Genomic DNA, 24,609 nt, shown 5'->3' on the forward strand with positions numbered 1-24,609 from the left:
CCCCTGCCGCGCGGCCACAGATTGCAGCCCTACGCCTGTTTGGGCGCGCTCCTAGCCCGATTGGGCGGCAAAGCCAATGGCCTTTTGGGCATCTTATATGCAGTTTCACGCAACGATGGCGGGAAGCCCTATCAGCGAGGCCTGTCGACCATAGTTTGCCGCGCCCGAATGAGTGGCCCGGCGGAAGGAATAGAACCGGTCGGGCAAGGCGTAAGTATCCAGCTCCAAAGGGTCGATCCGGGCAATGCCAGCACTCTGCAATCGTGACGCTACGTAACCCTCGAGATCGAACTGCCAATGGCCTTGCCGACCGGCAATAAAATGTCGTTCGTCCTCGACTGAAAAATGGGTCCGGAAAGGGGCGTCCACTTCATAGTTGTCCTGCCCGATGCAAGGCCCGATCGCGGCGGCAATCCGTGATGCCTCTGCGCCGAGCTTTTCCATCATCTCGAGTGTCGATTCGATCACTCCGCCGTGAGCGCCGCGCCACCCGGCATGAGCCGCAGCGACAATCCCCGCTTGCGAATCTGCCAGCAGGACCGGAGCGCAATCTGCTGTAACAACGCCCAGCAGCAGGCCCGGCCGGTCGGTCACCACAGCATCTGCGCGGGGCCGATCCGCATCATCCCATACCTCACGCACCACCACCGCGTCGGGGGAATGGACCTGGTAGGGCATGGCGAGCTCCGCATCCGGCTGGATGGCGGCTATAGCGCTGCGGCGGTTTGCCGCCACACGAGCCGGATCATCCCCTGCGCCTTGCCCGAATTGCAGACCCGCAACGTCCCCCGTCGAAACGCCGCCCGCCCGGCCCAGAAAGCCATGGGGCACATCGGCGAGCAAGTGCGACCGGGTAATATCGAGCTGGTCAGCCAAGGCTGCGCGTTACCTGCTCGAAAGTGTCGCGAGACAGGTTTTCGGCAGCGGCAATCCGCTCCAGCTCCGCCCGCATCAACGCTGCCCGTCCCGGCTCAATCCGGCGCCAGCGCCCCAGCGGCGGGACAAACCGCGCAGCTGTTTGCGGATTGATCGGGTCCAGCGCCAGGATCAGGTCAGCCAGGATCCGGTACCCCTCCCCATCTGCCTGGTGGAACGCATGCGGGTTGCCGGCAAATCCCATATAGAGCGATCGGACCCGGTTGGGATTGCGCAATGTGAAATCGGGATGCTTCGCCAGCGCCTTCACATGCTCCATAGCGTTGGGATGCAGTGACAAAGCCTGGAGCACGAACCACTTGTCGATCACCAGCGCATTGTTTTGGTACCGGTTGTAAAAGTCGAGCAGCGCGTTGGTCCGCTCGACCCCGTCTAGGCCGGTCAGAACCATTAAGGCCCCTTGACGGTCAGTCATGTTCTGCGCGGCGTTGAATTGCGCAAAGGCCCGTTTGGCCGTGCCGTCAGGATCGGCGGCAGCGAGATAGACCAGAGCCTGCGTCTTGACCTTGCGGGCGCCGCGCGAAGCAGCATCGAAGGTCGCAGGGACGGCAGTGGCGCGGTCATGCAGCTCTTCAAACTGCTGCTGCAGGTGAGTGCCCACCCATGCCTTCAGCGCTTCCCGCTCGGCATGGATGCGCGACGGATCAGCCGCCAGCATCTGTTCCGCAAGATAGGTCTGGCTTGGCAGCATCATCAGTTCGCCACGCATGGAATCGTCGAGCGCGTTGTCCGTCAAGATCGCCCGCATCGCCTCGACAATCGAGGCCCGGCCCGCGTCGATCTCGCTGTCGGTAAGCGAATCGCCAAGAACGGCCACAAGATGGCTCACAACCAGCTCCTGCATCGCTTCATAGCGGGCGAAACTGTCATCATCCTGCGCCGCGAGGAAAACGAGCTCGTCGCGCGGTGTGGAGCGTTGGATGGCGACTGGCGCGGTATATCCGCGATTGATCGACAGGACCGGCTTGCGGCTGAACCCTTCGAAGCGCAGTTCTTTCTCGCTGCTGTCGAGCACCACCAGCTGCTCACCGCCGTGCTGACCGCTCTCGCGGTCAAACAGGGCAATCTTGAGCGGGATCGGCATTGGATGCTTGGCTGGCTGGCCGGGGGTCGCTGGCACAGTCTGTTTCAAGGAAAGCGTAGCTGTCGAGCCGTCATGTTCCAGCGCAACATCGACTTTCGGAGTGCCTGCCTGTGAATACCAGAGTCGGAATTGCTGCAGATCAATCCCGGCCCCGTCTTCCATGGCTCGGACAAAGTCTTCGCAGGTCGCGGCTTCGCCATCGTGCCGGTCAAAATAGAGGTCGCATCCGGCGCGGAAGGCCTGTGGGCCAACCATCGAGCGGATCATGCGGATCACCTCTGCGCCCTTGTTGTAGACGGTCGCAGTGTAGAAATTGCTGATCTCGCGATAGGAATCAGGCCGGATCGGATGCGCCAATGGCCCGGAATCCTCTGGGAATTGGGCCGAGCGCAATATCCGCACATCCTCGATACGCTTGACCGCCTCGCCCTGCATATCCTGGCTGAAGAGCTGGTCGCGCAGCACGGTGAACCCCTCTTTGAGGCTCAGCTGGAACCAGTCACGGCAGGTAATCCGGTTTCCCGACCAATTGTGGAAATACTCATGCGCGATCACGCCTTCGACGGCGTCGAAATCGGCATCGGTCGCGGTGTCCGAGTCTGCCAGTATGTACTTGGTGTTGAAGACGTTGAGACCCTTGTTCTCCATTGCCCCCATATTGAAGTCGCTGACAGCCACGATGTTGTAGAGATCGAGATCATATTCGCGACCGAACGTCTCTTCGTCCCACTGCATTGATTTCTTGAGCGACTCCATCGCATGCTCGGTCCGGGCCAGATCGCTCCCGCCTTCTTTCTGCGCGCGAACCCAGACATTGAGCTCTACCTCGCGGCCCGACATGGTGGTGAAAGCAGAACTGTTGGCTGCAAGGTCACCTGCGACCAGCGCAAAGAGGTAACTCGGCTTGGGCCAGGGATCGTGCCACTCGGCAAAATGGCGGCCATCCTCTAGATCGCCCTCTTCCACCTTGTTGCCATTGCAAAGCAGGATCGGGAACTGCGCCTTCACTGCTTCCATCCGGACCGAATATGTCGAAAGCACATCCGGCCGGTCAGGGAAGAAGGTGATACGGCGGAACCCCTCTGCCTCGCACTGGGTGCACAGCATTCCGTTCGATCCATACAGGCCCATCAACTGGCTGTTCGCGGAAGGATCGATCTGGGTCGCAATTTCCACCTGGTGGACATCGCCAGACAGCGAGAGGACCAGATCGTCTCCGTCCATCGACCAGCTGTCGGTCGGTTCGCCATCAACGCAGACTGAAACCAGCTCCAGCGCGTCACCGTTGAGCCGGATAGTGGGGGACCGGTCTGCTTTGGAATTGCGGGCGATGGTCAGGGTGGAAACGACCCGTGTCGCTTCCAGGCCTAGATCGAAATGCAGCCGGGTTTCGGGCACCATCCAGGCGAACGGGGTGTAATCCTCACGCCGGATCACCGGCGGTTCGTGCGGGGTCGGGGCGGCATCGGCCATGTCGGGGTTACGTGCAATATCCATGGAGCGGGAACCTACTCTGTTTCGAGGGGCTTTCGAAGGGGAACTTAGAGGTTAGAATGCAGCAATGAAGCAAGTGTTCATTTTCGGCCTTGGCTATTCGGCCAAACGGATTGCCGCCGCGCTGGAAAGGCAAGGCTGGAGCGTTGCATCGACCGGCAGCGACGGGACCGTGGCTTTCGAGGATGGCGATGCAGTACGAGCCGCATTGCAGCAATCGACCCATGTTCTCAGTTCCGTACCGCCCGATCGCGATACCGGCGCGGATGCCGTGCTCGAGACCTATGGCGCGCTGCTGGACCACAGCTGGCTTGGCTATCTTTCCTCGACCGGCGTTTACGGCGATGCTGGCGGTGCGTGGGTCGATGAAACCACGCCGACCGGTGGCGGCAGGCGGTCAGCCAGAACGCAATGCGATGCGCAATGGCAGGAGCGGGAGGCCCGCATCTTTCGCCTTCCGGGAATCTACGGCCCGGGCCGCAGCGCGCTGGACCGGGTGCGAAACGGCGCAGCCAAGCGGATCGACATACCCGGTCAGATCTTCAGCCGAATCCATGTCGACGACATCGCGAGCGGCGTGTTGGCAGGCATCGAAGGTCCGCCGGGGGCCTATAATCTCGGTGATGACATGCCATGCAGCCAGAACGCCGTGATCGAGGAGGCGTGTAGCTTGCTCGGCATCGATCCTCCGCCGCTGCAATCGATCGAGGAAGCGGATCTTTCACCCATGGCCCGCGGATTCTATGCCGAAAACCGCAGGGTTGCGAACGGGAAGGCCAAGCGCGTCTTGGGTTGGGAGCCAGCCTATCCAGATTATCGTGCGGGGCTGCGCAGCTTGCTCTAGGCTTCGCGCGCCCTCAATGCGAGGATCATGCCAAGGCTCGCCAGCGCAGCGCCACCGATGGAGAGCGGTGACCATTGGTACCCCTCCACCAAGGTCGAAATTAGCATTGCGACCACAATGACAAGAATCGCATTATACGCCGCACGGCCCGGGCCGATCTTGCGCACGATGGTGTAATAGAGGGGGAATGTGACGACGGACCCGGCAATGCCGAGCCAGGCAGCCCCGGCCCAGAACATCGGATCGGAGGGAAATACCGGCGGCCCTGCCGTGACCCACGCCAGCGCAATGTCGAAGCCAGTTCCATACAGCATCGACCATGCCAGCAGGCTCGGCATGGCCAGCGCCCGGCCGACATCATTGGCCTGCACCACATTGGCGATCGAGGCGGCAAGAATACCGCCAATCGCGAACAGAATGCCCAGCGGGACGCTACCCCCCAAAGGCGAAAGACGTGCCTCGTACACCAACAGCAGGGCTATGCCCGCAATCGCAATCGCGCTGCCCGCGACGAAGCCCAGAGTAATCCTTTGCCCCAGCACCCAGCGCCCGAACAGCGCATTGGGCAGCATCAGCATCCCGAACATGACGGCAACGATGCCCGAGGTCAGATGCAATTCGGCGCGATAGACGAAATTGAAATTGGCGCAGAACTGGCTGAGACCAATGAAAATCGCAAGCATATGGCCTGCCCGCCCGATTGCGAGCGACCGCTTCATCAGGACCGCAACCAGGAACATGGCCGGGGTGGCCAGGGCAAAGCGATAGGCTATCGACCAGCTGGGCGGAACCTCGGAGATCTGGCCGGTGATGACATACCAGGTCGAGCCCCAGATCAACGCTGTGATCAGGAACGGGATCAGGATCTGCGGTCGCATCAATGCGTGGGGATTGGCCGCGCTCACAAGTTGGCTATCGCCTGGCCCAGCGCCTGGGCGGCCGACTGGTCACTGTCCCACGCGGCCACAAAGCGCGCGGCATCTTCGCCCCAGTCATAAAAGTCAAAGCCTTGCTTGCGCAGTGCCTCACGCTCGGGCCCTGTTAGCCGCATGAAGACTTCATTGGCTTCGACCGGATGCATCAACCGCTCGCTTGCCTCGGCGACGATCGCTTGCGCCGCTGCATTCGCGGCCCGGGCATTGGCCAGCCACAGATCCTGATCGAGCATCGCCAGCAATTGCGCGGCAAGAAAGCGGCCCTTGCTTTGCAAATGGCCCGAACGCTTGCGACGATAGCGCACCAGGTCAGCCAATTCGGGCTCGAAGAAAACGATGGCTTCGGCGTTCATGGCCCCATTCTTGACGCAACCGAAGCTGAGCGCCTGGGCGGGGCCCACCGCCTCGGCCGGTGAGCATTCCAGAAATGCAGCCGCATTGGCAAAACGGGCACCGTCGACATGCAGGCCAAGCCCGCGTTCCTTGGCCAGTGCGCCGATCGCGGCCAGTTCTTGCGGGCGATAGGCACGGCCATATTCGCTCGCCTGCGTGATCGAGATAGCGTGCGGCTGGACCTGGTGGACATCATCGCGGATCGGATCGATCACCGTGCTGATTTCCTCGGGCGAAACCTTTGCGCCCTCGCCCTCTGCCAACATCAGTTTGGCGCCATGCAGATAGAAACCGGGCGCCCCGCCTTCGTCCATTTCGATATGGGCTTCGCGATGGCACACAACCCCGCCATGCGGGGGCACCATGGCCGACAATGCCAGGCAATTGGCGGCAGTGCCGGTAGCAACCCAAACTACAGTAACTTCGCGACCGAATACGGCGCCAAACGCATCGTCGAGTCGCGACGAGACAGCATCGCCGTCATACGGCGTATCCACCACATCGGCATCGCGCATGGCCTGCCATACTTGCGGGTGGACGGTGGCTGCATTGTCGGACAAAAAGCGCATATACAGGCCCCTAGCGAGACCAGCGCCAAGCGCAAGAAGGAGCATGCTCATGGCTGAAGACCACGCGAAGGTTACCATTACGCATCACGTGCAAGGGCAAGGCGGCAAATATGTCGCCCATGTCGATGGCAGCGAGCACACCGGCTATCTCGAGTGGGAGCCGCGCGATAGCGCCGGCAAGACCAAGGAGGATGTGCATGTCGCCACCCACACCGTGGTGCCGCAAGCTATTGGAGGGCGCGGGATCGCCGGACAATTGGTCGAACGCCTGGTCGCCGATTCCCGGAAATACGGCTTCAAGATCGTCCCGCGATGCTCATACGTGGCCAAGAAATTCGAGGATAATCCGGAGTGGGAGTCACTCAGGGCCAAGTAGATCTCAAATACCCTTAATCGAATATTGAGCATGCTTTGCTGAATTTGGTATGTTAGTCTTGCCCCGGTTCAACCTGGGGGAGAGAAAAGATGCGTGCCCGTTCAAAATTTTGCACTCTGGTTTTTGCAACGTCGGTAGCCTATTCAGGGCCAGCTCTTGCAAATGATGCAAGCTCCCTCGGTGATCTTGTCGGCGCGCGTGCCGGCCAGGCCGAACGCAGCGTAGAGGCACGTGGCTTTACTTACATCACAGGCAATGCCGGGCGTCACAGCACGCGCCACTCCTATTGGTGGAATAGCGCCTCGAAGAACTGCGTGCATATCGTTACGCAAGACGGCCGCTACAGTCGGATTACCGACGCGTCGAGGCGCGATTGCAACCAGAAGTCAGGCGGTGGAGATGTCGCCGCAGCCGTCGGGGTAGTAGCGGGAGCCGCCATTCTGGGTGCGTTGCTTGGCGGGCACAAGAAGCATCACCATGACGATGACAGGCATTATGACGACCGGGACAACGAGCGCCAGTATCAACGTGGTTACAACGACGGCCTGCACAGCCTCGCCTATCACAACTACGATCGGTCCGATGCCTATTCCAGCGGGTACAGCGCCGGTGTGGACCAGCGCAGATACAATTCGGATTACCATCATGGAAACGGTGGCTATGGGAAAAAGGCCCGTTTCCGCGATTTGATCGGCGGGAACGGCCGCAGCGCGCGAGGAGAACTGGGCAGGCGCGGATTCACCCGAGTCGATCGGTTCGGAGATGACAATACCCGGTATTCCATCATGTGGCGGGCCCAGAGCATGCAGTGCCTGCAGGTGACCATCGCTAACGATAGAGTCTATGACATACGCGACATCGGCCGCCATCCTAAGTGTCGATAGGCCGGGCAAGCCCGACATAGCAGCAGTGTCTATCGGTTGAGCGCCGAGAAGTCTGTACGCGCGATGCTTTCCAGAACCTCGCGTCGCAGGCTGCGGGCACGATCAACCGGGATTCCCTCGATGGCAAACGTCCCGCCAGCGAGGCCCAGGCGCAAGGTGGCGTAGCCGCACCAGCGCGCAATCGGGCCCTGCGAAATCTCGGCCGATTGCAATTTGACCCGGTTGGCAATCGCCAGCGAGGGTGCGAGCCAGCCGACGCGACGGTAGAGTTGATCCGCGTCGATCGCGTTGCGCGCATGTCGCCACAGGTAGTATTGGCGCGCGCAGAAGAAGGCTCCCAGAGCGAGCGGAATCATTGCGAACCCTTCGCGCCCCGCCATCACGTCGAACGGGTCCAGCACTGCCAGGGCAAAGACCACCAACGCCACGAACGCCAGCACTCCCCCGTCAATCAGCATGCTGACATTACGGTCGGCAGTGCTTGACCGGTGCCAGTCCAGATCGCCTGGAGGAGATTCAAACCCGGCCGCCGCGATGATCGGATCAAGCTCCTGCTGCTGCGCGAACGGCGCGACAACATGGCTCGATGATCCCGAATCCTGCGCCAGGCTGACAAAGCTCAACCCGTTCCAGCCGAAACGGCGCCGGACCAGCCCGGTCCCCACCTTGATCGCCTGGACGCGGTGAACGGGCATGACAACATCGGTCCGCGTCAACAGGCCCCGGCGGCGGCGGAAGCCTTTGGACGTCCTCTCGAGGCGAAAGCCCCAATCGCGCAAGACGGTGCGGGTTACGCCTGTCACCACACCCAGTGCCAGCAAACTAAGGATCGCAAGACCGGCACCAAAAACCTGCGCCATGATGCCAAGCGCGGCGACCTGTTCGGTCGGTCCGGAAAAAATGCCCACCCACATCTGCCAATCCCAGATATCAAAGGGCAGCAGGAAGTCGAATTGCTGCGCAAGCCCCCCGATCACGGCTATTACCGCGAGCGAGAATTCGAACATGCCGAAGGTGACAAGGCGCTTGGGTGGCATTGCGAACAGCGTCTCGGCCTGCTCGGCAGGTACAGATTCGCTGGCCTCGCTGTCGCCAAATACGCTTGCCGTTTTCTCTCCGTCGCGCCGTTCGCGCACAAGCTCGCGTAAGGCTTCGCCCTGCTCTTCTGAAAGATAGGCCAGCTTCAACTCGTCCTTGCCGCCGGCTCCGGTTTCGAATTTCACTTCGACCAGTCCGAGCAGGCGCGGCACAAATTTCTGCTCCAGGCTAACATCCTGGATCCGCTCGAACGGGACAGATCGCGCGGCCCGCGACAGCAGCCCGCTCTCCACTTTGATATCAGTCGTACCGACCCGATAGGTAAACCGGCGCCATTGCAGGAATGACACCGCAATTACCGATGCAAGAAAGATCACCACGATCAATGGCAGCAGGGCAAGCTTCCAGCTGATCCCGTCATCAGCCATGCCGTAGCTGACAAACAGCATGGGTACGATCAGCTGCGGGATCATGATCACCGCCTTGACCACGAAGCTTAGCGCATCGGTGCGCTTCTCCTCGCCCGCCTCGGCGGAATCCTGCACTTGACCGGCGACAGGGCTTGTCTCGACGACCTCGCTCACAGGGCCTCCCGCTTGATATGGGCACGGATTTCCTCGCGCATCGCCAGTGCAGTATCGTGTTGCAGGCCGGGCAAATTTACCGATGCATTGTGCGAGCCTGCGGTATGAAGCGTCAGCGTGGCGAGATCGAAATATCGCTCCAACGGCCCGCGATCGACGTCGATATGTTGGACTCGACCGAACGGTACGACGGTGTCGGAGCGGAACAGGATGCCGCGCACCACCCGCAACCGGTCGTCGCTCATAGCATAGCCACGCGCGAAGAACCGGCGGTGGGGCATGCGCCACACCAGAAGGATGGCAATCAGCAAGATAGGCCCGAATATGACGCCCGGCCACAGCGGCGAAAGCGCATCGAGCACCAGCGCCCCGGCCAGCACGCCGGCTGCCAGGATCAGCGCCTCGACCCGCATCGCCTTTTCGTGATTGGGGTGAAGACGGGTCAGTATCCCGTCAGCATCTTCGAAAGTGTCTGCAACCGCTGTGGCTTCGGGCACAACGGCCTCTTCCTGTTCATCCATGGTGTATGGATGGAGTAAGACAGTCTGGAAAACAAGATGGTCCAGAACCTGGAAGAGGGGAAAATGGTGCCACGAGAGAGAATTGAACTCTCGGCCTCACCCTTACCAAGGGTGCGCTCTACCACTGAGCTACCGCGGCCCCGAAAACCTGCTCGAATACCCGAAAGCAGGTCGGCGCGCCCTATTGTCGCGCAAGCCTGCAATGTCAAGCAAGGGTTGAAGCTCTCCGCCCATAACGGCAAGGCGTTTCGCATGGGTGAAGATCAGAGCAAGGAAATGTCGCGGGAAGAGCGTCTGGCAGCCAAATTGCGCGAGAACCTGCGCAAGCGCAAGGCGCAGGCCCGGGAAATGGGCGCGGATAGCAGCGAATCAGGCGAAAGCGGGCTTTCCAAGGGCGGTGAGGGAAGCTAACAGCACGTGCTCTTGTTTGGGAAGCCATCCGACCCGCTCCCTTCACCCTTCCACCCGGAGCCTACCGGGACCCTATCCGGGCGGAAGGGTGGAGGGAGCCGGTGGCCCCGGCCAGTGGAGCAAATATGCCAACCTTAATTCTCGTCCGCCACGGCCAGAGCCAGTGGAATCTCGAAAACCGTTTCACCGGCTGGTGGGATGTCGACCTGACCGAGAAAGGCGTCGAAGAAGCCAAAGCGGCTGGCGTTTTGCTCAAAGAGAAAGGCGTGCTGCCCACAGTCGCCTTCACCAGTTTCCAGACCCGCGCCATCAAGACCCTGAATTTGGCCCTCGAAGAGGCGGGCCGCCTGTGGCTTCCGGTGACTAAGGACTGGCGGCTCAACGAACGCCACTATGGCGGGCTGACCGGCCTCAACAAGCAGGAAACCCGCGATAAGCATGGCGACGAGCAGGTTCATATCTGGCGCCGCAGCTTCGACACGCCCCCGCCGCCGATGGAGCCGGGCAGTGAGTATGATCCTGGCGCCGACCCGCGCTATGCCGGGATCGATGTGCCCTATACCGAAAGCCTGAAGCTGACCATTGAACGTGTTCTTCCCTATTGGGAAAGCGATATCTTCCCGGTGTTGGCGAGCGGCGAGACTGTAATCATTTCCGCCCACGGCAATTCGCTGCGCGCACTGGTGAAGCATCTCTCGGGTATCTCGGACGAGGATATTACCGGACTTGAGATACCGACCGGTCAGCCGATCATCTATGAATTCGACGACGCCATGCAGCCGGGCGAACGCTATTACCTGAAGGATAGCTGAGATGGGCAAAGTCGCCATTATCATGGGCAGCCAGAGCGACTGGCCAACCATGCAATGCGCCGCCAAGGTGCTGGAAGAGCTGGAAGTACCGCACGAAGCGCGCATCGTCTCTGCCCATCGCACGCCTGACAGGATGAGCGAATTTGCCAAGAGCGCCGAGGCGGAGGGGTTCAAAGTCATCATCGCAGGCGCAGGCGGAGCGGCCCATCTACCCGGTATGGTTGCCGCCATGACCCATTTGCCGGTCTTGGGAGTTCCGGTTCAGAGCAAGGCTCTGAGCGGGATGGATAGCCTGCTGTCGATCGTGCAGATGCCGGCTGGTGTGCCGACCGGAACGCTCGCCATCGGGGAAGCCGGTGCGACAAATGCCGGTTTGCTAGCGGCCAGCATCCTGGGCACCAGTGACACCGCCATTGCGGATCGCCTGAAAGCATGGCGCGCGGCGCGCAGCGAAGCGGTGGCGGAGACGCCGAGCTGAGCATGATCAAGCCGGGGGGGACAATCGGGATTCTGGGCGGCGGCCAGCTGGGCCGGATGCTCGCCATGGCAGCAGCGCAAATGGGCTATCGCTGCATTGCCTATTCGCCGGAGAAGGAATCCGTCGCCCGCGATGTGTGCGTCGATATGTTCACCAACAAATGGGACGACGCGCAAGCCATGGCGGCCTTCGCCCAGCAATGCGATGTGGTGACCTGGGAGTTCGAGAATGTCCCGGTTGGGCCGCTTTCCGCCATTGTAGATTGCCTGGCGCCGCATCCGCGCGCGCTGGAAACGGCGCAGGACCGGCTCAATGAAAAACGCTTTGCCGAAGGGCTGGGCGGCAAGCCTGCGCCCTATGCCACAATCGATTCCCGTGAGGATCTGATTGCCGCGATCGACCGGATCGGCACGCCCGGCATCCTCAAGACTCGGCGCGAAGGGTATGACGGCAAGGGCCAATGGCGGATCATGAGCAGCCGCGACGCCGAGGGTGTCGCGCTCCCTGATGCCCCGTGCATCTACGAAGGCTTTGTCGAGTTCGATGACGAATTCTCCGTCATCCTTGCGCGGACCGCCACCGGCGAGACCCGGTTCTGGGATAGCCCCGTGAATGTGCACGAGGCCGGGATGCTCCACACATCTACGCTTCCCTCTGGCCCACTGATCGAAGGCCAGGTCGAAGAAGCGCGCGCGCTCGCGACCCAGGTCGCAGATGCGCTGAACTATGTCGGCGTGCTTACGCTGGAATTCTTCGCCACGGCGCATGGACCCGTATTCAACGAAATGGCGCCGCGGGTGCACAATTCGGGACACTGGACGGTGGAAGGGGCCGTCACCAGCCAGTTCGAAAACCACATCCGGGCGATTTGCGGATTGCCGCTGGGCGACACCCGCTCGGTCTCGCCCGGAATGGTTATGACCAATATCGTCGGCAAGGATGCCCTGCAGGCCGAGCAATGGCTCGCTGATCCATCGACCCACCTGCATCTCTACAGCAAGGCCAAGGCACGCGACGGGCGCAAGATGGGCCACGCCACGCAGTTGATCTGGGATACGTAAGGTGGCGGAGCGTCCTTCGCCCTTCATGATCTATGCCCGGGCGGCCAATGGAGTGATTGGCAAGGACGGCACCATGCCCTGGCACCTCCCGGCCGATCTCAAACGCTTCAAGGCGCTGACGATGGGCCACGCCATGATCATGGGCCGCAAGACGTTCGACAGCTTCCCTTCGCCCCTTCCTGGCCGTCGCCATATCGTACTCACACGCGACACACACTGGCACTCAAAAGGCGCAGAGGTGGTCCATTCGCGGGAGGAAGCACTCCAAACGGCTGGCACTGACCCCATCGCCATCATCGGCGGGGCCGAGATCTATCGCCTGTTCGCCAAGGATGCCGAGCGGATCGAGTTGACCCAGATCCAAGCCGAATTCGACGGCGATACCTTCATGGACGCTCCCGGAGCAGGCTGGAACGAAGCGGCAAGAGAAGACCATCCAGCCGGCGGCGACAGGCCGGCCTATTCCTTCCTCACTTTCCTGCGAGCCGAATCATGAAGAAACGCATCTGGATCCCGCTTGTGATAGCCTTCATCGCGGCGGCTGCATTCTTCACTTTCGCACCCGGCATCGCAGAGCGGGATATGAACCGTATCGATGGCAAGCCGCTGGGCGAGGTCAGCGACGGGGCAAAGGCGCTGCATGCCACGCTCGATATCGTCGATCTGCATGCCGATACGCTGCTATGGAGGCGTTCCATGGTGCACGGCCCCGTGCTGGGCGGGCCACGCGGCCATGTCGATCTGGACCGGCTGGAACAAGGCAATGTCGCGATCCAGGTGTTCTCCAGCGTGACGAAGACCCCGACCGGCCAGAATTACGACAGCAACAGCGCCGATGGCGACAATATCACCGGGCTGGTGATCGGCCAGCTGCAACCGGTGCGCACCTGGAGCTCGTTGCTCGAACGCTCCAAATATCACTGGGCCAAGCTGGTCCAGGCCGAGACAGATTCCGCCGGTCGCCTGACCATCCTCGAAGACAATTTCGATCTGGATGCCCATCTGCGTCAACGCGATGCGCGGGGGGCGGAGCTAATCGGCGCGGTGCTCAGTATCGAGGGCCTGCATAATCTCGAAGGCAAGATCGAGAACCTCGATGTCTTGTACGAGCATGATTTCCGCATGGCGGGGCTGACCCATTTCTTCGACAACAAGCTGGCCGGATCGATGCACGGAATCGAAAAAGGCGGGCTAACCCCGTTTGGCCGTTCCGTCGTGCAACGGATGGAAGAGCTCGGCATGATCGTGGACATTGCGCATCTGTCGAAAGCGGGCGTCGCTGACGTGCTGGCGATGGCGCGGCGTCCGGTTGTCTCGAGCCATGGCGGCGTGCAGGCGACGTGCGAGGTCAACCGCAACCTGGATGACGACGAAATCAGGGGCCTTGCCGCGACCGGAGGAATCATTGGTGTCGGCTATTGGGAAGGTGCCATATGCGACACATCGCCCGCCGCAGTCGTTGCCGCAATGAAACATATCCGCGACCTGGTCGGGATCGAGCATGTCGCACTGGGCAGCGATTATGACGGCGCGGTCACTGTTCGGTTCGACACGGCAGGCCTGGTCCACATTACGCAGGCGCTGCTGGATGCCGGTTTCACTACCGGGGAAATCCGCGCGGTCATGGGTGGCAACGCCATCCGCGTGCTGCGCGAAGGCATGAAGCCGCTTGCCGAATTGCCTGAGCCAGCTACGGAACTCTGATGCGCTGGCTGGATCACCGCGAACCTGTTCCCGAACCCTTGCGCGGTGCGATCATCGCGCTGGGCAATTTCGATGGCTTCCACCGTGGCCACCAGGCTGTGGCGGGCGAAGCAATCCGCTGGGCACATGCCGAGGGCCGGCCTTCGATCATCGCGACCTTTGATCCGCATCCGGTCCGTTTCTTCCGGCCCGATACGCCGCCCTTCCGCCTGACCACGCTGGAGCAGCGGCAGGAGCTCTATATCGACGCCGGTGCCACCGCGATGCTGGTGTTCCATTTCGATGGCGAGCTGTCGGGCACCAGCGCCGAAGACTTCATCACCAAAATCCTGATCGAGCGGTTCGGCGCGCACGGCGTGGCGACGGGCGGCGACTTTACCTTCGGCAAGGGCGCGAAGGGCAATGTCGGTCTGCTCGGCACATTGGGCAGCGAACATGGCCTGCATCACCGCACGGTCGAGGCCGTCGAAGAAGGCGGCATCATTTCCTCCAGCCGCATCCGCGAGGCCCTGCGCGAAGGGGATCCTGCCACCGCAGCAAAACTGCTGACCCGCCCCTTCGCCATTCGCGGCGTGGTGGAACATGGCGACAAGCGGGGCCGCGAAATCGGCTATCCCACCGCCAATATCGTGATCGAGAACTATCTGCGCCCGCGCTACGGTATCTACGCCGTCACAGGCCGTATTCTGGCCACTGGCGAGGTGCTGGAAGGCGCGGCCAATATCGGCATCCGCCCGCAATTCGAACCGCCCAAGGAACTGCTCGAACCCTATTTCTTCGACTTTGCAGGTGACCTTTACGGTCAGGAGATCGAAGTCGCCTTCCACCACTTCCTGCGTCCGGAGGCGAAGTTCGATAGCCTCGATGATCTGATCGCGCAGATGGAGAAGGATTGTGCCGAGGCGAAAAGGCTCTTATCGGCCCGCTCATAATGAGTGAAAAGCCCGACTATAAAGACACCGTCTTCCTGCCGAAGACCGACTTCCCCATGAAAGCGGGCCTGCCCGCGAAGGAGCCGGGCATTCTGGCGCAGTGGCAGGACGAGGATCTTTATGGCCAGCTGCGCGAAGCGCGTGCCGGGCGCGAAAAATTCATTTTTCATGATGGCCCGCCTTACGCCAATGGCGAGATCCATATCGGACATGCGCTCAACAAAGTGCTGAAAGATATGGTTGTGCGCAGCCAGAGCCTGCTCGGCAAGGATGCGCCCTATGTGCCCGGCTGGGATTGCCACGGCCTTCCGATCGAATGGAAGGTGGAAGAGAAGTACCGCAAGAAGAAGCTGAACAAGGACGAAGTTCCGGCCAAGGAATTCCGCGCCGAATGCCGTGCCTATGCGCAACAATGGGTCGATGTGCAGCGCGAACAGTTCAAACGGCTCGGCATCCAGGGCGATTGGGACAATCCCTATCTGACGATGGATTTCGACGCCGAAGCGACCATCGTTTCGGAACTGATGAAATTCGCCGAAGCGGGCAACCTTTATCGCGGGTCGAAACCGGTGATGTGGAGCCCGGTCGAAAAGACCGCGCTGGCCGAGGCCGAGGTTGAGTACGAGGACATTACCTCGACCCAGATCGATGTGGCGTTCGAGATCACCGAAAGCCCGATCCCGGAATTGGTCGGCGCGCATGCGGTGATCTGGACAACGACGCCGTGGACTATCCCGGTGAACCAGGCTTTGGCTTATGGGCCGGATGTTAAGTACCGCCTTGTTTCTTCAAACGGAAAGCGGTGCCTTGTCGCTGAAGACCTTTATCAATCCTTCTTGGTTCGCACTGGAGCAAGCCCAAGTCTGTCAGAAGCTCTTGGGGAAGAGCCCGAGAAGGACCGAAAACATCACTTCGCCGGTCGAGTAGATGGCGAGCCACCACTCATCAAAGGCTCCGACCTTGCCGGAACCGTCGCCCGCCACCCGATGCACCATCTCGGCGGGTTCTACGCCGCGCCGCGCCCCTTCCTGCCCGGCGAGTTCGTTACCACCGAAAGCGGCACGGGCCTCGTCCATATGGCGCCCGATCATGGCGAGGATGATTTCGATCTGTGCAAGGCGAACGGCATCAACCCCGTTTTCGCGGTTATGGATGATGGCCGCTACCGCGATGATTGGGGTTGGCTAGGCGGTAATGATGATCGTCGCCGGGCCGTCATCAACAAGCCATTCAATGCAGCCGAGGGCCCGATCTGCTCCGACTTGCGCGAAGCAGGTGCGCTGCTGAGCGCGAGCGACGATTACGAGCACAGCTACCCGCATTCCTGGCGCTCCAAGGCCAAGGTCATCTATCGCTGCACACCGCAATGGTTCGTGCCGATGGATACAGACCTGCCGTGGCTCGAGCCCAAGTCGAAAGAAGACAAGGCGTGGGAAGGCGAAGGCGGCGCCATCGATCCTAGTGAGGAAACGATCTGCGCTGCGCCAACACTGCGCGAGCGGGCGATGGAAGAAATCGAGCGGGTTGAATTTTTCCCCGAAAAGGGCCGCAACCGCATCCGCTCCATGGTCGAAGGCCGCCCCGACTGGGTGCTGAGCCGCCAGCGCGCCTGGGGCGTGCCGATCACGCTGTTCGTGAAGCCCGACGGGACATATCTGCAAGATCCCGCAGTCAATGCCCGCGTGGTCAATGCCGTGCGCGAAGAAGGCGTCGATGCGTGGGACGAGGGCCGCAAGGCCGAGTTCCTCGGCAATGATCACAGTCCCGACGATTTCGAGATGGTGACTGACATTCTGGATGTGTGGTTCGATTCGGGCTGCACCCATGTCTTCACGCTGGAATCAGGGCGCTGGCCCGATCAGCGTTGGCCCGCCGACCTCTATCTGGAGGGCAGTGACCAGCATCGCGGCTGGTTCCAGTCTTCACTGCTGGAAAGCTGCGCCACGCGGGGTCGCGCGCCTTACGACCAGGTCCTGACCCACGGCTTCACCATGGATGCCAAGGGCAAGAAAATGTCCAAGTCGCTCGGCAACACGGTCGATCCATTGAAGGTGATGGAGCAATATGGCGCGGATATCATCCGGCTATGGGCGCTCAGTGTCGATTTCACCGAAGATCACCGTATCGGCGATGAAATCCTCAAAGGCGTGGCCGACCAGTATCGCCGCCTGCGCAACACATTCCGCTATCTGCTGGGCGCGCTGGACGGGTTCGTTGGCGATATGGGCGATGCCTCCGAAGTGCCCGAGCTGGAAATCTATGTGCTGGCGCTGCTGGCCGATCTGGATGGCAAGCTGAAGGCGGCGCTGGAAAGCTACGATTTCAACACCTACACCCGCCTGCTGGTCGATTTCTGCAATGAAGATCTGAGCGCGTTCTTCTTCGATATCCGCAAGGACAGCCTCTATTGCGATGGGCCGGACGATCCCAAGCGCAACGCCTATCGCACCGTGCTCGACCTGCTGTTCCACGCACTGGTCCGCTACGCCGCGCCGGTGCTGGTCTACACGTCGGAAGAAGTGTGGAGCACGCGCTATCCCGATGGCGGCAGCGTTCACCTGCTCGAATGGCCCGCAGTGCCCGGCATATCTGCCGATGGCGAGCGCTGGACCCGGTTGCGGGCCTTGCGTGAAAAGGTGACCGAAGCGATCGAACCGCTGCGGCGCGAAAAAACCATCCGTTCGAGCAATGAAGCCGATGTCGTCGTTCCGGCGGCAGATGTGCCCGAAGGCTTTAGCGATGAAGATCTGGCCGAGCTGTTCATCACCGCGTCAGTCACCCGCAGCGATAGCGACACGGTGACTGTCACCCGTTCGAGCGAATCCAAATGCGGCCGTTGTTGGCGCTTGCTGCCCTCCGTCAGCGAGGATGGCGGGCTCTGCGATCGCTGCGAAAAGGTGGTCGGCTAATGGATAATATCTGGAAACGCCGCTGGATCGGCCTGGGCTTTGCCATCCTGATCTGCGCGATCGACCAATATCTCAAATGGGTCGTGCGGGTACAGTTGGACCTGCGTAACCAGCCCGGCGGTCTGTATGAATTGCTGCCCTTCTTCGACCTGCGCTGGACCCAGAATTTCGGCATTTCGCTCGGCATGTTTGAAGCGACCAGCGTGGAAATGCGCTGGGCGTTGGTGCTGGTTACGGCCTTGATCGCATTGGTCGTGTTCATCTGGATGCTGCGCGAGAAAGCCAAGGGTGACATTCTGGGCCTGTCGATGATCCTCGGCGGTGCGCTCGGCAATATCTATGACCGTTATACGTGGGGCTATGTGATCGATTATGCCGACCTGCATTTCGGCACCTTCCGCCCCTTCCTGATCTTCAACGTGGCCGATGCCGCGATTACCATCGGCGTGTTGATTATTCTTGCCCGATCCTTCCTCGTGCCCGACAAGACGGCTACGAAGAGCGACGAAAGTGAACCGGCCAACACGCCGGCAGAGAGTTGAACGTGATGAATAAGACTTCCAGCCTGATCCTCCTCGCCTCGATGGGCTCCATGCTGGCCGCGTGTGGTAGCGGCGGCGGCATTCTGGGCCGCGAGCGTCCGGACGAATTTGCTGTCCAGCGCCAGGCCCCGCTGGTGGTCCCGCCTGATTTCAACCTCGTTCCGCCTGCCCCGGGTGCCCCGCGCCCGGCAGAAGGCACTGCAGCAGAGCAGGCCCTCGAAGCCTTGTTCGGCGGCCCTGCCGCACGAAGCGCTGTCGAGTCCGCCGCGCTCAGCCGGGCTGGCAATGCCGATCCCGGCATCCGCTCCTCCGTCGGCGATGCCCAGACCAACACGGTCGCCAAAGGCAGTGTGACCCGCGACATCATCGCCGCGCCCGAGGGCGACGGGCAAGCCGCACAGGCTGTGATTCCCGGGTAATTTGGGATTGCTTTTTTTAGTCCTGCGGGCGGCTGGCGTCCGCCAGCCTTGCTGCCTCGCATAAGCTCGGGCGGCCGGTCGGCCTTGCGGTTTGCGAGTCGCAAACCGAAATAGCGCTTCTTTCGTAGCCTTGGTGGCGGAGCACGGCGCGTAGCGCCGCAAGGGCGACTGCCCGCCCGCAGCACCGAAAGTGCGAGGATATCGCGCGCCGGAGGGCGTGCGGAAAACAAAAACTCCACGCGAGCAAGGTCCAGGCTTTCAAGTTTTGGGCTCAAGCCAGACCCTCAGCCCCTGCGCTACTCTGCTTTGCTGACCATCAATTTGTCGATCTTGCGACCGTCCATGTCGAGCACTTCGAAATGCCAGCCTTGATCGGTGAAACTTTCACCCTCGACCGGCAGTTTCTTGATCACCGCGAGAACATAGCCAGCCACGGTCGCGAATTCGCGTGATTCGCCGTAATCGAGGCCCAGCCGGTCAGCCAGCGCATCGGCGGGGAGCGCGCCCGAGACCAGCAGAGAGCCATCGGCGCGTTCGATCACCTCGGGCACATCGCCCTGATCCTGGTCGCTGACAAATTGGCCAACAATAGCTGTGAGCAAGTCGACCGGCGTCACGATCCCGTCGAGATGGCCGTATTCGTCATGCACCATGGCCAGTGCGATTTCGGCCTGTTGCAGCACGCGCAACGCGTCCATCGCATCGAGCTGGTCGGGCACCACCTCGGCCTTCTTCATTAGCGCGGCCAGATCGACCGGCTTGCCCTGCACCTGCGCCGCCAAGACTTCGCGGACCTTGACGACGCCCAGCACCTTGTCGGGCGAGCCATCGGCTACCGGCAACAGCGAATGCGGGCTTTCGGCAATGGTGCGCGAAATCTCGCTCTCATCGGCATTGGCATCGATCCAGTCGATGTCGGTTCGCGGAGTCATCACTTCGCGGACGGTGCGCTCTGCCAACCGGACCACGCCGGTCAGGATCGCGCTTTGCTCTTCCTCCAGCACACCTGTATGGGTCGCCTCGGTGAAGAGCATGTGCAGTTCCTCTGCCGTCACGCTCGATTGGCCTCCCGGTCGTACACCGAACAGGCGCACAATCGCCCCGGAAGACGTATCAAGCACCCAGACAATCGGCGCCGCGATCCGTGCCAGCAGGCGCATCGGCTTGGCCATCAGCAAGGCAATCGGAACCGCTGCGCGCAAGGCCAGCTGCTTGGGCACAAGCTCGCCGATGACGAGGCTGAAATAGGTGGTCAGCACGATCACCAGGACAAAACCGGCCTGCGCCGCTGTCGCTTGATCCAGGCCGAACATCGCCTGCAACCGCTCTCCCACAGGCCCGCCAAGGCTGGCGCCGGAATAGGCACCGGCAATAATGCCAACCAAGGTTATGCCGATCTGGACCGTAGAGAGGAATTTGCCGGGATGTGCCGCAAGATCGAGTGCCGTCTGGGCCGCGCTGCTGCCCTTGTCCGCTTTCGCGCGCAAGCGTGCAGGTTTCGCCGACACAATTGCCAGCTCCGACATCGCGAAGACGCCGTTGATGAGTATTAATCCTGCAATGATGAGCAGGTCAGGCCAAGGAAAGGGTGTCACAGCCATGGTCCGCTAGCACAATTCGACGGCCATGCCAGCCATTCGCGCTCCAAGGTCACAGTTTCGGAACGGATACCCCAGGTCATGAATTGATGCTAATGAAGAGGCTGGTGGGAAGCTTCGATAACCCGGGGCGCGGGGGTTACCGTGCCATAGAAGAGGGACTTCCAATGAAAAGATCACGCATATTCGTATCATCGCTCGCGGCAGTTTCGATGCTGGGCCTGTCAGCCTGTGTCACAGACCCCAACACTGGGGAGCGCAAAGTCTCGCGCACTGGCATTGGCGCCGCGGTCGGCGGCACACTGGGCTATCTGCTCGGCGGCGTCATCGGTGGCGACACGGCGCGCATCATCGGTGCCGGCGTTGGCGGAACGGCAGGAGCCGTAATTGGCGATCAGTTTGATGACCAGATCCGCGAGCTCGATGAGCAAACCGCCGGCTCCGGCGTTGATGTCGAGGAAATCGGCAACCAGGACGCGATCCTCGTACGCCTGCCCGACGGCGTCACATTTGCGACGGGATCATCTTCGATCAGTCCGGCATTCCAGAACACTCTGGATACAATCGCAGACAGCCTTGTCCGCTATCCCAACAGTCTGATCGATGTGTACGGATTTACCGACACCACCGGCTCCAACGCGCTCAACCAGACCTTGTCTGAAGAACGCGCGGCAGCCGTTGCCAACTACCTGGTGTCGCGCGGCGTATCGCGCGGGCGCATTGCAACACGCGGTTATGGCGAAACCAATCTGCGGGTTCAGACCGGAGACAATGTGGCCGAGCCGCTCAACCGTCGGGTGGAAATCAAGATCACACCGATCAGCCAGGAAGATGTCGCCGCTGCACGCGCGCAGTAAGACCGGATATTCACCTGCCCTGGGGCAGAAACGAAGGGTCGGCAGCGATGCCGGCCCTTTTCGTTTGGGCGGCGCTGGAGTTAGTCTGGCTTTGTGATCGAGAAATCACGCGCCCGTTTCTCGAGATGCGCGACGGCATCGGCATGGATAGCCGGAGCCGTCACCAAAAGGCCGAAACTGCGCGGATCGCGCTTGTTGTAATCGAGCGGCTGGCCAAAGGCATCGCTGATCGCCGCCCCCGCTTCGCGCGCAATCAAGGTCGCCGCCCCGATATCCCATTCATAGCCCCAGCGCAGGGTGGCGACGATATCGGCCTCGTCTGCACCAACCATCGCAACCCGCAGGGCTATGCCGTTCGGCTTGTCGACCGGCGACAGGATCTGGTCTTCCTTCATCAGCGAATCGGCGGGCACGCGGGCACCACTGAATTCGGTCCGCCGGGATGCTTTCAGGATCGTGCCATTGCGTTCGGCACCCTGCCCGGCAATGGCGAGCCATTCTTCGCCGCGCGCAGGGGCACTGAGCATTCCGATCAGCGGCCGCCCTTCGCTGATCAACGCGACGGAGACAGCCCATCCGCTCCGACCGCGCACGAAATCGCGCGTCCCGTCGACCGGATCAACAAGCCAGATCAGCCGATTGCCCAGCCGGGCCGGGGCATCGACCGTTTCCTCCGAAAGCCACCCGGCCGAGGGCAGCAATGCCTGCAATTCGCGCTTGAGAAACTTGTCGACCGCAATATCTGCCTCGCACACCGGATCGCCGGGATTTTTCTCCCAGCTTTCCAATGCATGGCCCGCGCCGGGCCAGAAGGAATGGGCGATCGCACCGGCTTCGCGGACGATCGCCTGGAGGCGTTGATGGTCGATCATGATGTGCTGATCGGCCATGCTCGTAGAATGGCTACTTTTCAAGCGCGCCGATCCATGCTTAGGCGCGCCGAGAAATTCTTCCGGACTCATGACCGACAGGACACCGACCCCATGAACATCCACGAATACCAGGCCAAGGAACTGCTCGCGAAATACGGCATTGGAATTCCCGCCGGCCACGCCGCACTCACCGTTGAAGAAGCGGTCGAAGGTGCGAAGAAGCTGCCCGGGCCCCTCTATGTGGTGAAGGCGCAGATTCACGCCGGTGGCCGCGGCAAGGGCAAGTTCAAGGAACTGGGCCCGGATGCATCGGGCGGTGTGCGCCTTTCGAAGAGCATCGAGGATGTCGAAGCCAATGCCCGCGAAATGCTCGGCAACACGCTGGTGACGATCCAGACCGGTGACGAAGGCAAGCAGGTCAATCGCCTCTACGTCACCGATGGTGTCGACATCGCTAAAGAATACTACCTGTCCATGGTGGTCGACCGTGCCAGCGGGCAGGTCGCCATGATCGTCTCCACCGAAGGCGGCATGGATATCGAAGATGTGGCGCACAACACGCCCGAGAAGATCACCAATATCACCATCGATCCGGCGCAGGGCTTCATGCCACATCATGGTCGCGCCGTGGCCTTCGCGCTGAAGTTGTCGGGTGATTTGAACAAGCAATGCCAGAAACTGGCCAAGCAGCTCTACACCGCCTTCATGGATCTCGACATGGAAATGCTCGAGATCAATCCGCTGGTCGAAACCAAAGCCGATGGCGACGGCAATGCCCAGCTGCTGGTACTCGACACCAAAATGAGCTTCGATGGCAACGCGCTTTACCGTCACAAAGATGTGGAAGCGATGCGTGACGAGACCGAGGAAGATCCGGCCGAAGTCGAAGCAAGCGAATACGATCTCGCTTACATCAAGCTCGACGGCAATATCGGCTGCATGGTCAATGGTGCTGGCCTCGCCATGGCGACGATGGATATCATCAAACTCAACGGCGCGTTCCCGGCCAACTTCCTCGACGTTGGCGGCGGCGCGACCAAGGAAAAGGTCACTGCAGCGTTCAAGATCATCCTGAAGGACCCGGCTGTCGAAGGCATCCTGGTCAACATCTTCGGCGGCATCATGAAATGCGACATTATCGCAGACGGTATTGTTGCAGCGGCGAAGGAAGTGAACCTTTCGGTGCCGCTGGTGGTCCGTCTCGAGGGCACCAATGTGCAGCAGGGCAAGGATATTCTTGCCAATTCGGGCCTGCCGATTGTGGCTGCCGATGATCTGGGCGACGCCGCCAAGAAGATCGTGGCTGAGGTGAAGCAGGCGGCCTAGAAGGCACCCGGGCCGTACGCGTTGGCTTTTGCACCGGCTTTGCCCCTGACTGGCGAATGCCTCTGCGGGCGCGTGAGCTATGTTTGCAGCAAGCCGCCAGTGTGGTCATGCAGTTGCCATTGCAAGGCCTGCCAAAAGCTGAGCGGAGCGCCGTTTGTATCCGCTTTTTCAGTGCCGTCAGCTTCGGTCGAGATTTCTGGCGAGACCATTTCTTTCACGCGGGAGTCTGATGCCGGAAACCGGGTCAGGACCTCCAGCTGTGCCCATTGCGGCACCCGGGTTTTTGCCCAATCGGACGGCGCCAAGCATCTGATCAATATTTTCGCAGGAACGTTGTCAGATCCGTCCGGCTTCAGACCGGTTTCGAATGTCTATCTGAGCGAAGCGGCGAGCTGGATCGATCCTCCCGAGGCAGACTTCAATTTCCCGGGGATGCCCGCTGCCTAATCTAACGTAGTGAAACGGAAAACGAGCTCTTGCGGTTCTGGCTTGCTACTCCTCATCCTGACCGCGGCCAGCAGGCCGTTCTCGCCATCACAGCGTAAGGTCAGGGCGTTGAAATAGGCCGCGCATTCTTCAATCGCGACGAGGCGGAAGGTGAGCATATCGTCCTTCTCCTCCCATCCGGTCAGGTCGGCATTGAAGTGTTTTAGCCGCAGCACCAGCGTGCCCTCTTCTTCGGTCAGATAGAGGATCTCGGTGAACTGGATCACACCTTCGCTGGTCTCCTGGACAAAGGTGCCCACCATTGTTCCGCCGGTTGGCGGCAACCAGCTTTCCATCGCGGGCGCACCGCCGATCCCTTTGCCAACCCACTGGCCCTGCAACCAATCCATCTGCCCGATTGTTGCAGGAGGCGATTCGAAACCCTCTGCACCGATGCGTGTTTCCTGGGCCGACAGGGGCGAGCACATCAGTGCAATCGCGCCCAGAACCCAACAAATTCCGGCTTTCATGCCAATTCTCCCTCTCCTGTAGGCCCATAGCACACCCTAGCCAAAAGGCAGGCTTGACCTGACTGCCACGGGAC

Annotated in this window: 25 protein-coding genes and 1 tRNA gene; 16 read left to right on the forward strand and 10 right to left on the reverse strand. The window is 61.0% G+C overall.

The annotated features are described in order from the left end of the window. Positions 1 to 105: 105 nt before the first annotated feature. Together pgeF and pepN are read right to left on the reverse strand one after the other, a co-directional pair. Positions 106 to 876, reverse strand: a complete 771-nt coding sequence (pgeF, locus tag ABD653_RS08770; RefSeq protein WP_160778334.1) for a peptidoglycan editing factor PgeF — start codon at positions 874 to 876, stop codon at positions 106 to 108. Further along, on the reverse strand, positions 869 to 3,517 hold the full coding sequence (pepN, locus tag ABD653_RS08775) for an aminopeptidase N (protein ID WP_160778335.1): 2,649 nt from the start codon (positions 3,515 to 3,517) through the stop codon (positions 869 to 871). The genes pgeF and pepN overlap by 8 nt, the downstream gene beginning before the upstream one ends. 64 nt (positions 3,518 to 3,581) lie before the next feature. Here pepN and ABD653_RS08780 point away from each other — a divergent pair, with 64 nt between their 5' ends. Further along, a complete protein-coding gene (locus ABD653_RS08780) occupies positions 3,582 to 4,358 on the forward strand; it encodes a Rossmann-fold NAD(P)-binding domain-containing protein (RefSeq protein WP_160778336.1) in 777 nt (258 codons plus the stop codon). Here the strand turns inward: ABD653_RS08780 and ABD653_RS08785 are convergent. Both ABD653_RS08785 and ABD653_RS08790 read right to left on the reverse strand, forming a co-directional pair. Continuing rightward, positions 4,355 to 5,236 carry an EamA family transporter gene (locus ABD653_RS08785; RefSeq protein ID WP_160780306.1) on the reverse strand — a complete coding sequence of 294 codons (882 nt, stop codon included), beginning with the start codon at positions 5,234 to 5,236 and terminating at the stop codon, positions 4,355 to 4,357. The genes ABD653_RS08780 and ABD653_RS08785 overlap by 4 nt on opposite strands. A 23-nt stretch (positions 5,237 to 5,259) precedes the next feature. Then, positions 5,260 to 6,255 (reverse strand): threonine aldolase family protein, encoded by a 996-nt coding sequence (locus ABD653_RS08790; protein ID WP_160780307.1) that lies wholly within the window; start codon positions 6,253 to 6,255, stop codon positions 5,260 to 5,262. A gap of 49 nt (positions 6,256 to 6,304) precedes the next feature. On the opposite strand from ABD653_RS08790, the gene ABD653_RS08795 reads away from it, so the two are divergent. Together ABD653_RS08795 and ABD653_RS08800 are read left to right on the forward strand one after the other, a co-directional pair. After that, the gene (locus ABD653_RS08795; protein ID WP_160778337.1) at positions 6,305 to 6,631 is read left to right on the forward strand and encodes a GNAT family N-acetyltransferase; all 327 of its coding nucleotides are present in this window, start codon (positions 6,305 to 6,307) and stop codon (positions 6,629 to 6,631) included. Positions 6,632 to 6,720: 89 nt separating this feature from the next. Next, a complete protein-coding gene (locus tag ABD653_RS08800; protein ID WP_160778338.1) occupies positions 6,721 to 7,515 on the forward strand; it encodes a hypothetical protein in 795 nt (264 codons plus the stop codon). Between the two features lie 29 nt (positions 7,516 to 7,544). Here ABD653_RS08800 and ABD653_RS08805 read toward each other — a convergent pair whose 3' ends face one another. The 3 genes from ABD653_RS08805 to ABD653_RS08815 all read right to left on the reverse strand — a co-directional run bounded on the left by ABD653_RS08805 (position 7,545) and on the right by ABD653_RS08815 (position 9,797). Further along, a complete protein-coding gene (locus ABD653_RS08805) occupies positions 7,545 to 9,137 on the reverse strand; it encodes a PH domain-containing protein (RefSeq protein WP_325065363.1) in 1,593 nt (530 codons plus the stop codon). Further along, positions 9,134 to 9,658 carry a PH domain-containing protein gene (locus ABD653_RS08810; protein WP_160778339.1) on the reverse strand — a complete coding sequence of 175 codons (525 nt, stop codon included), beginning with the start codon at positions 9,656 to 9,658 and terminating at the stop codon, positions 9,134 to 9,136. The genes ABD653_RS08805 and ABD653_RS08810 overlap by 4 nt, the downstream gene beginning before the upstream one ends. A gap of 64 nt (positions 9,659 to 9,722) precedes the next feature. After that, positions 9,723 to 9,797, reverse strand: a tRNA-Thr gene (locus ABD653_RS08815). A 113-nt stretch (positions 9,798 to 9,910) separates the two neighbouring features. Between ABD653_RS08815 and ABD653_RS08820 the strand changes: the two genes are divergently transcribed. The 10 genes from ABD653_RS08820 (at position 9,911) to ABD653_RS08865 (ending at position 18,926) form a co-directional block, all read left to right on the forward strand. Next, positions 9,911 to 10,069, forward strand: coding sequence for a hypothetical protein (locus ABD653_RS08820; protein ID WP_199801077.1), 159 nt, complete (start codon positions 9,911 to 9,913; stop codon positions 10,067 to 10,069). 125 nt (positions 10,070 to 10,194) lie between these two features. Continuing rightward, positions 10,195 to 10,881 carry a 2,3-diphosphoglycerate-dependent phosphoglycerate mutase gene (gpmA, locus tag ABD653_RS08825; protein ID WP_160778340.1) on the forward strand — a complete coding sequence of 229 codons (687 nt, stop codon included), beginning with the start codon at positions 10,195 to 10,197 and terminating at the stop codon, positions 10,879 to 10,881. A 1-nt stretch (position 10,882) separates the two neighbouring features. Beyond that, positions 10,883 to 11,359, forward strand: a complete 477-nt coding sequence (purE, locus tag ABD653_RS08830) for a 5-(carboxyamino)imidazole ribonucleotide mutase (RefSeq protein ID WP_234032125.1) — start codon at positions 10,883 to 10,885, stop codon at positions 11,357 to 11,359. 2 nt (positions 11,360 to 11,361) lie between these two features. Further along, a complete protein-coding gene (locus ABD653_RS08835) occupies positions 11,362 to 12,420 on the forward strand; it encodes a 5-(carboxyamino)imidazole ribonucleotide synthase (protein WP_160778341.1) in 1,059 nt (352 codons plus the stop codon). 25 nt (positions 12,421 to 12,445) lie between these two features. Beyond that, on the forward strand, positions 12,446 to 12,916 hold the full coding sequence (locus ABD653_RS08840; protein WP_160780310.1) for a dihydrofolate reductase: 471 nt from the start codon (positions 12,446 to 12,448) through the stop codon (positions 12,914 to 12,916). Continuing rightward, a complete protein-coding gene (locus tag ABD653_RS08845) occupies positions 12,913 to 14,124 on the forward strand; it encodes a dipeptidase (protein WP_160778342.1) in 1,212 nt (403 codons plus the stop codon). Before ABD653_RS08840 ends, ABD653_RS08845 begins: the two co-directional genes overlap by 4 nt. Next, positions 14,124 to 15,056 carry a bifunctional riboflavin kinase/FAD synthetase gene (locus ABD653_RS08850; RefSeq protein ID WP_160778343.1) on the forward strand — a complete coding sequence of 311 codons (933 nt, stop codon included), beginning with the start codon at positions 14,124 to 14,126 and terminating at the stop codon, positions 15,054 to 15,056. The genes ABD653_RS08845 and ABD653_RS08850 overlap by 1 nt, the downstream gene beginning before the upstream one ends. Next, the gene (gene ileS / locus ABD653_RS08855; protein WP_160778344.1) at positions 15,056 to 17,965 is read left to right on the forward strand and encodes an isoleucine--tRNA ligase; all 2,910 of its coding nucleotides are present in this window, start codon (positions 15,056 to 15,058) and stop codon (positions 17,963 to 17,965) included. The genes ABD653_RS08850 and ileS overlap by 1 nt, the downstream gene beginning before the upstream one ends. Continuing rightward, the gene (lspA, locus tag ABD653_RS08860; RefSeq protein ID WP_160778345.1) at positions 17,965 to 18,507 is read left to right on the forward strand and encodes a signal peptidase II; all 543 of its coding nucleotides are present in this window, start codon (positions 17,965 to 17,967) and stop codon (positions 18,505 to 18,507) included. The genes ileS and lspA overlap by 1 nt, the downstream gene beginning before the upstream one ends. 5 nt (positions 18,508 to 18,512) lie before the next feature. Then, complete coding sequence (locus ABD653_RS08865; RefSeq protein ID WP_160778346.1) at positions 18,513 to 18,926, forward strand: DUF3035 domain-containing protein; 414 nt, start codon at positions 18,513 to 18,515, stop codon at positions 18,924 to 18,926. A 296-nt stretch (positions 18,927 to 19,222) separates the two neighbouring features. Here ABD653_RS08865 and ABD653_RS08870 read toward each other — a convergent pair whose 3' ends face one another. Further along, complete coding sequence (locus ABD653_RS08870) at positions 19,223 to 20,521, reverse strand: hemolysin family protein (RefSeq protein WP_160780311.1); 1,299 nt, start codon at positions 20,519 to 20,521, stop codon at positions 19,223 to 19,225. 170 nt (positions 20,522 to 20,691) lie between these two features. Here ABD653_RS08870 and ABD653_RS08875 point away from each other — a divergent pair, with 170 nt between their 5' ends. Continuing rightward, complete coding sequence (locus tag ABD653_RS08875; protein ID WP_160778347.1) at positions 20,692 to 21,381, forward strand: YiaD family glycine zipper/OmpA-like lipoprotein; 690 nt, start codon at positions 20,692 to 20,694, stop codon at positions 21,379 to 21,381. Between the two features lie 80 nt (positions 21,382 to 21,461). On the opposite strand, the gene ABD653_RS08880 is transcribed toward ABD653_RS08875, so the two are convergent. Further along, positions 21,462 to 22,253 carry a 3'(2'),5'-bisphosphate nucleotidase CysQ gene (locus tag ABD653_RS08880; protein ID WP_160780312.1) on the reverse strand — a complete coding sequence of 264 codons (792 nt, stop codon included), beginning with the start codon at positions 22,251 to 22,253 and terminating at the stop codon, positions 21,462 to 21,464. A gap of 111 nt (positions 22,254 to 22,364) precedes the next feature. Here ABD653_RS08880 and sucC point away from each other — a divergent pair, with 111 nt between their 5' ends. Then, positions 22,365 to 23,579: an ADP-forming succinate--CoA ligase subunit beta gene (sucC, locus tag ABD653_RS08885; protein ID WP_160778348.1), complete on the forward strand. Its 1,215-nt coding sequence runs from the start codon at positions 22,365 to 22,367 to the stop codon at positions 23,577 to 23,579. Between the two features lie 39 nt (positions 23,580 to 23,618). Then, positions 23,619 to 24,026: a GFA family protein gene (locus ABD653_RS08890; RefSeq protein ID WP_234032244.1), complete on the forward strand. Its 408-nt coding sequence runs from the start codon at positions 23,619 to 23,621 to the stop codon at positions 24,024 to 24,026. On the opposite strand, the gene ABD653_RS08895 is transcribed toward ABD653_RS08890, so the two are convergent. Next, complete coding sequence (locus ABD653_RS08895) at positions 24,023 to 24,535, reverse strand: DUF6265 family protein (protein WP_160778350.1); 513 nt, start codon at positions 24,533 to 24,535, stop codon at positions 24,023 to 24,025. The two genes, ABD653_RS08890 and ABD653_RS08895, sit on opposite strands and share 4 nt — an antisense overlap. Positions 24,536 to 24,609: the final 74 nt, after the last annotated feature.

Source organism: Parerythrobacter jejuensis (assembly GCF_039536765.1).
GTDB lineage: Bacteria > Pseudomonadota > Alphaproteobacteria > Sphingomonadales > Sphingomonadaceae > Parerythrobacter > Parerythrobacter jejuensis.

Bases quoted from the DNA above. Each gene is read 5' to 3' on its own strand.
- pepN (WP_160778335.1), bottom strand. From the start codon at position 3,517: ATGGATATTGCACGTAACCCCGACATGGCCGATGCCGCCCCGACCCCG.
- ABD653_RS08780 (WP_160778336.1), top strand. From the start codon at position 3,582: ATGAAGCAAGTGTTCATTTTCGGCCTTGGCTATTCGGCCAAACGGATT.
- ABD653_RS08785 (WP_160780306.1), bottom strand. From the start codon at position 5,236: ATGCGACCGCAGATCCTGATCCCGTTCCTGATCACAGCGTTGATCTGG.
- ABD653_RS08790 (WP_160780307.1), bottom strand. From the start codon at position 6,255: ATGCGCTTTTTGTCCGACAATGCAGCCACCGTCCACCCGCAAGTATGG.
- ABD653_RS08795 (WP_160778337.1), top strand. From the start codon at position 6,305: ATGGCTGAAGACCACGCGAAGGTTACCATTACGCATCACGTGCAAGGG.
- ABD653_RS08800 (WP_160778338.1), top strand. From the start codon at position 6,721: ATGCGTGCCCGTTCAAAATTTTGCACTCTGGTTTTTGCAACGTCGGTA.
- ABD653_RS08810 (WP_160778339.1), bottom strand. From the start codon at position 9,658: ATGGATGAACAGGAAGAGGCCGTTGTGCCCGAAGCCACAGCGGTTGCA.
- ABD653_RS08820 (WP_199801077.1), top strand. From the start codon at position 9,911: ATGGGTGAAGATCAGAGCAAGGAAATGTCGCGGGAAGAGCGTCTGGCA.
- gpmA (WP_160778340.1), top strand. From the start codon at position 10,195: ATGCCAACCTTAATTCTCGTCCGCCACGGCCAGAGCCAGTGGAATCTC.
- purE (WP_234032125.1), top strand. From the start codon at position 10,883: ATGGGCAAAGTCGCCATTATCATGGGCAGCCAGAGCGACTGGCCAACC.
- ABD653_RS08835 (WP_160778341.1), top strand. From the start codon at position 11,362: ATGATCAAGCCGGGGGGGACAATCGGGATTCTGGGCGGCGGCCAGCTG.
- ABD653_RS08840 (WP_160780310.1), top strand. From the start codon at position 12,446: ATGATCTATGCCCGGGCGGCCAATGGAGTGATTGGCAAGGACGGCACC.
- ABD653_RS08845 (WP_160778342.1), top strand. From the start codon at position 12,913: ATGAAGAAACGCATCTGGATCCCGCTTGTGATAGCCTTCATCGCGGCG.
- ABD653_RS08850 (WP_160778343.1), top strand. From the start codon at position 14,124: ATGCGCTGGCTGGATCACCGCGAACCTGTTCCCGAACCCTTGCGCGGT.
- ileS (WP_160778344.1), top strand. From the start codon at position 15,056: ATGAGTGAAAAGCCCGACTATAAAGACACCGTCTTCCTGCCGAAGACC.
- lspA (WP_160778345.1), top strand. From the start codon at position 17,965: ATGGATAATATCTGGAAACGCCGCTGGATCGGCCTGGGCTTTGCCATC.
- ABD653_RS08865 (WP_160778346.1), top strand. From the start codon at position 18,513: ATGAATAAGACTTCCAGCCTGATCCTCCTCGCCTCGATGGGCTCCATG.
- ABD653_RS08875 (WP_160778347.1), top strand. From the start codon at position 20,692: ATGAAAAGATCACGCATATTCGTATCATCGCTCGCGGCAGTTTCGATG.
- ABD653_RS08880 (WP_160780312.1), bottom strand. From the start codon at position 22,253: ATGATCGACCATCAACGCCTCCAGGCGATCGTCCGCGAAGCCGGTGCG.
- sucC (WP_160778348.1), top strand. From the start codon at position 22,365: ATGAACATCCACGAATACCAGGCCAAGGAACTGCTCGCGAAATACGGC.
- ABD653_RS08895 (WP_160778350.1), bottom strand. From the start codon at position 24,535: ATGAAAGCCGGAATTTGTTGGGTTCTGGGCGCGATTGCACTGATGTGC.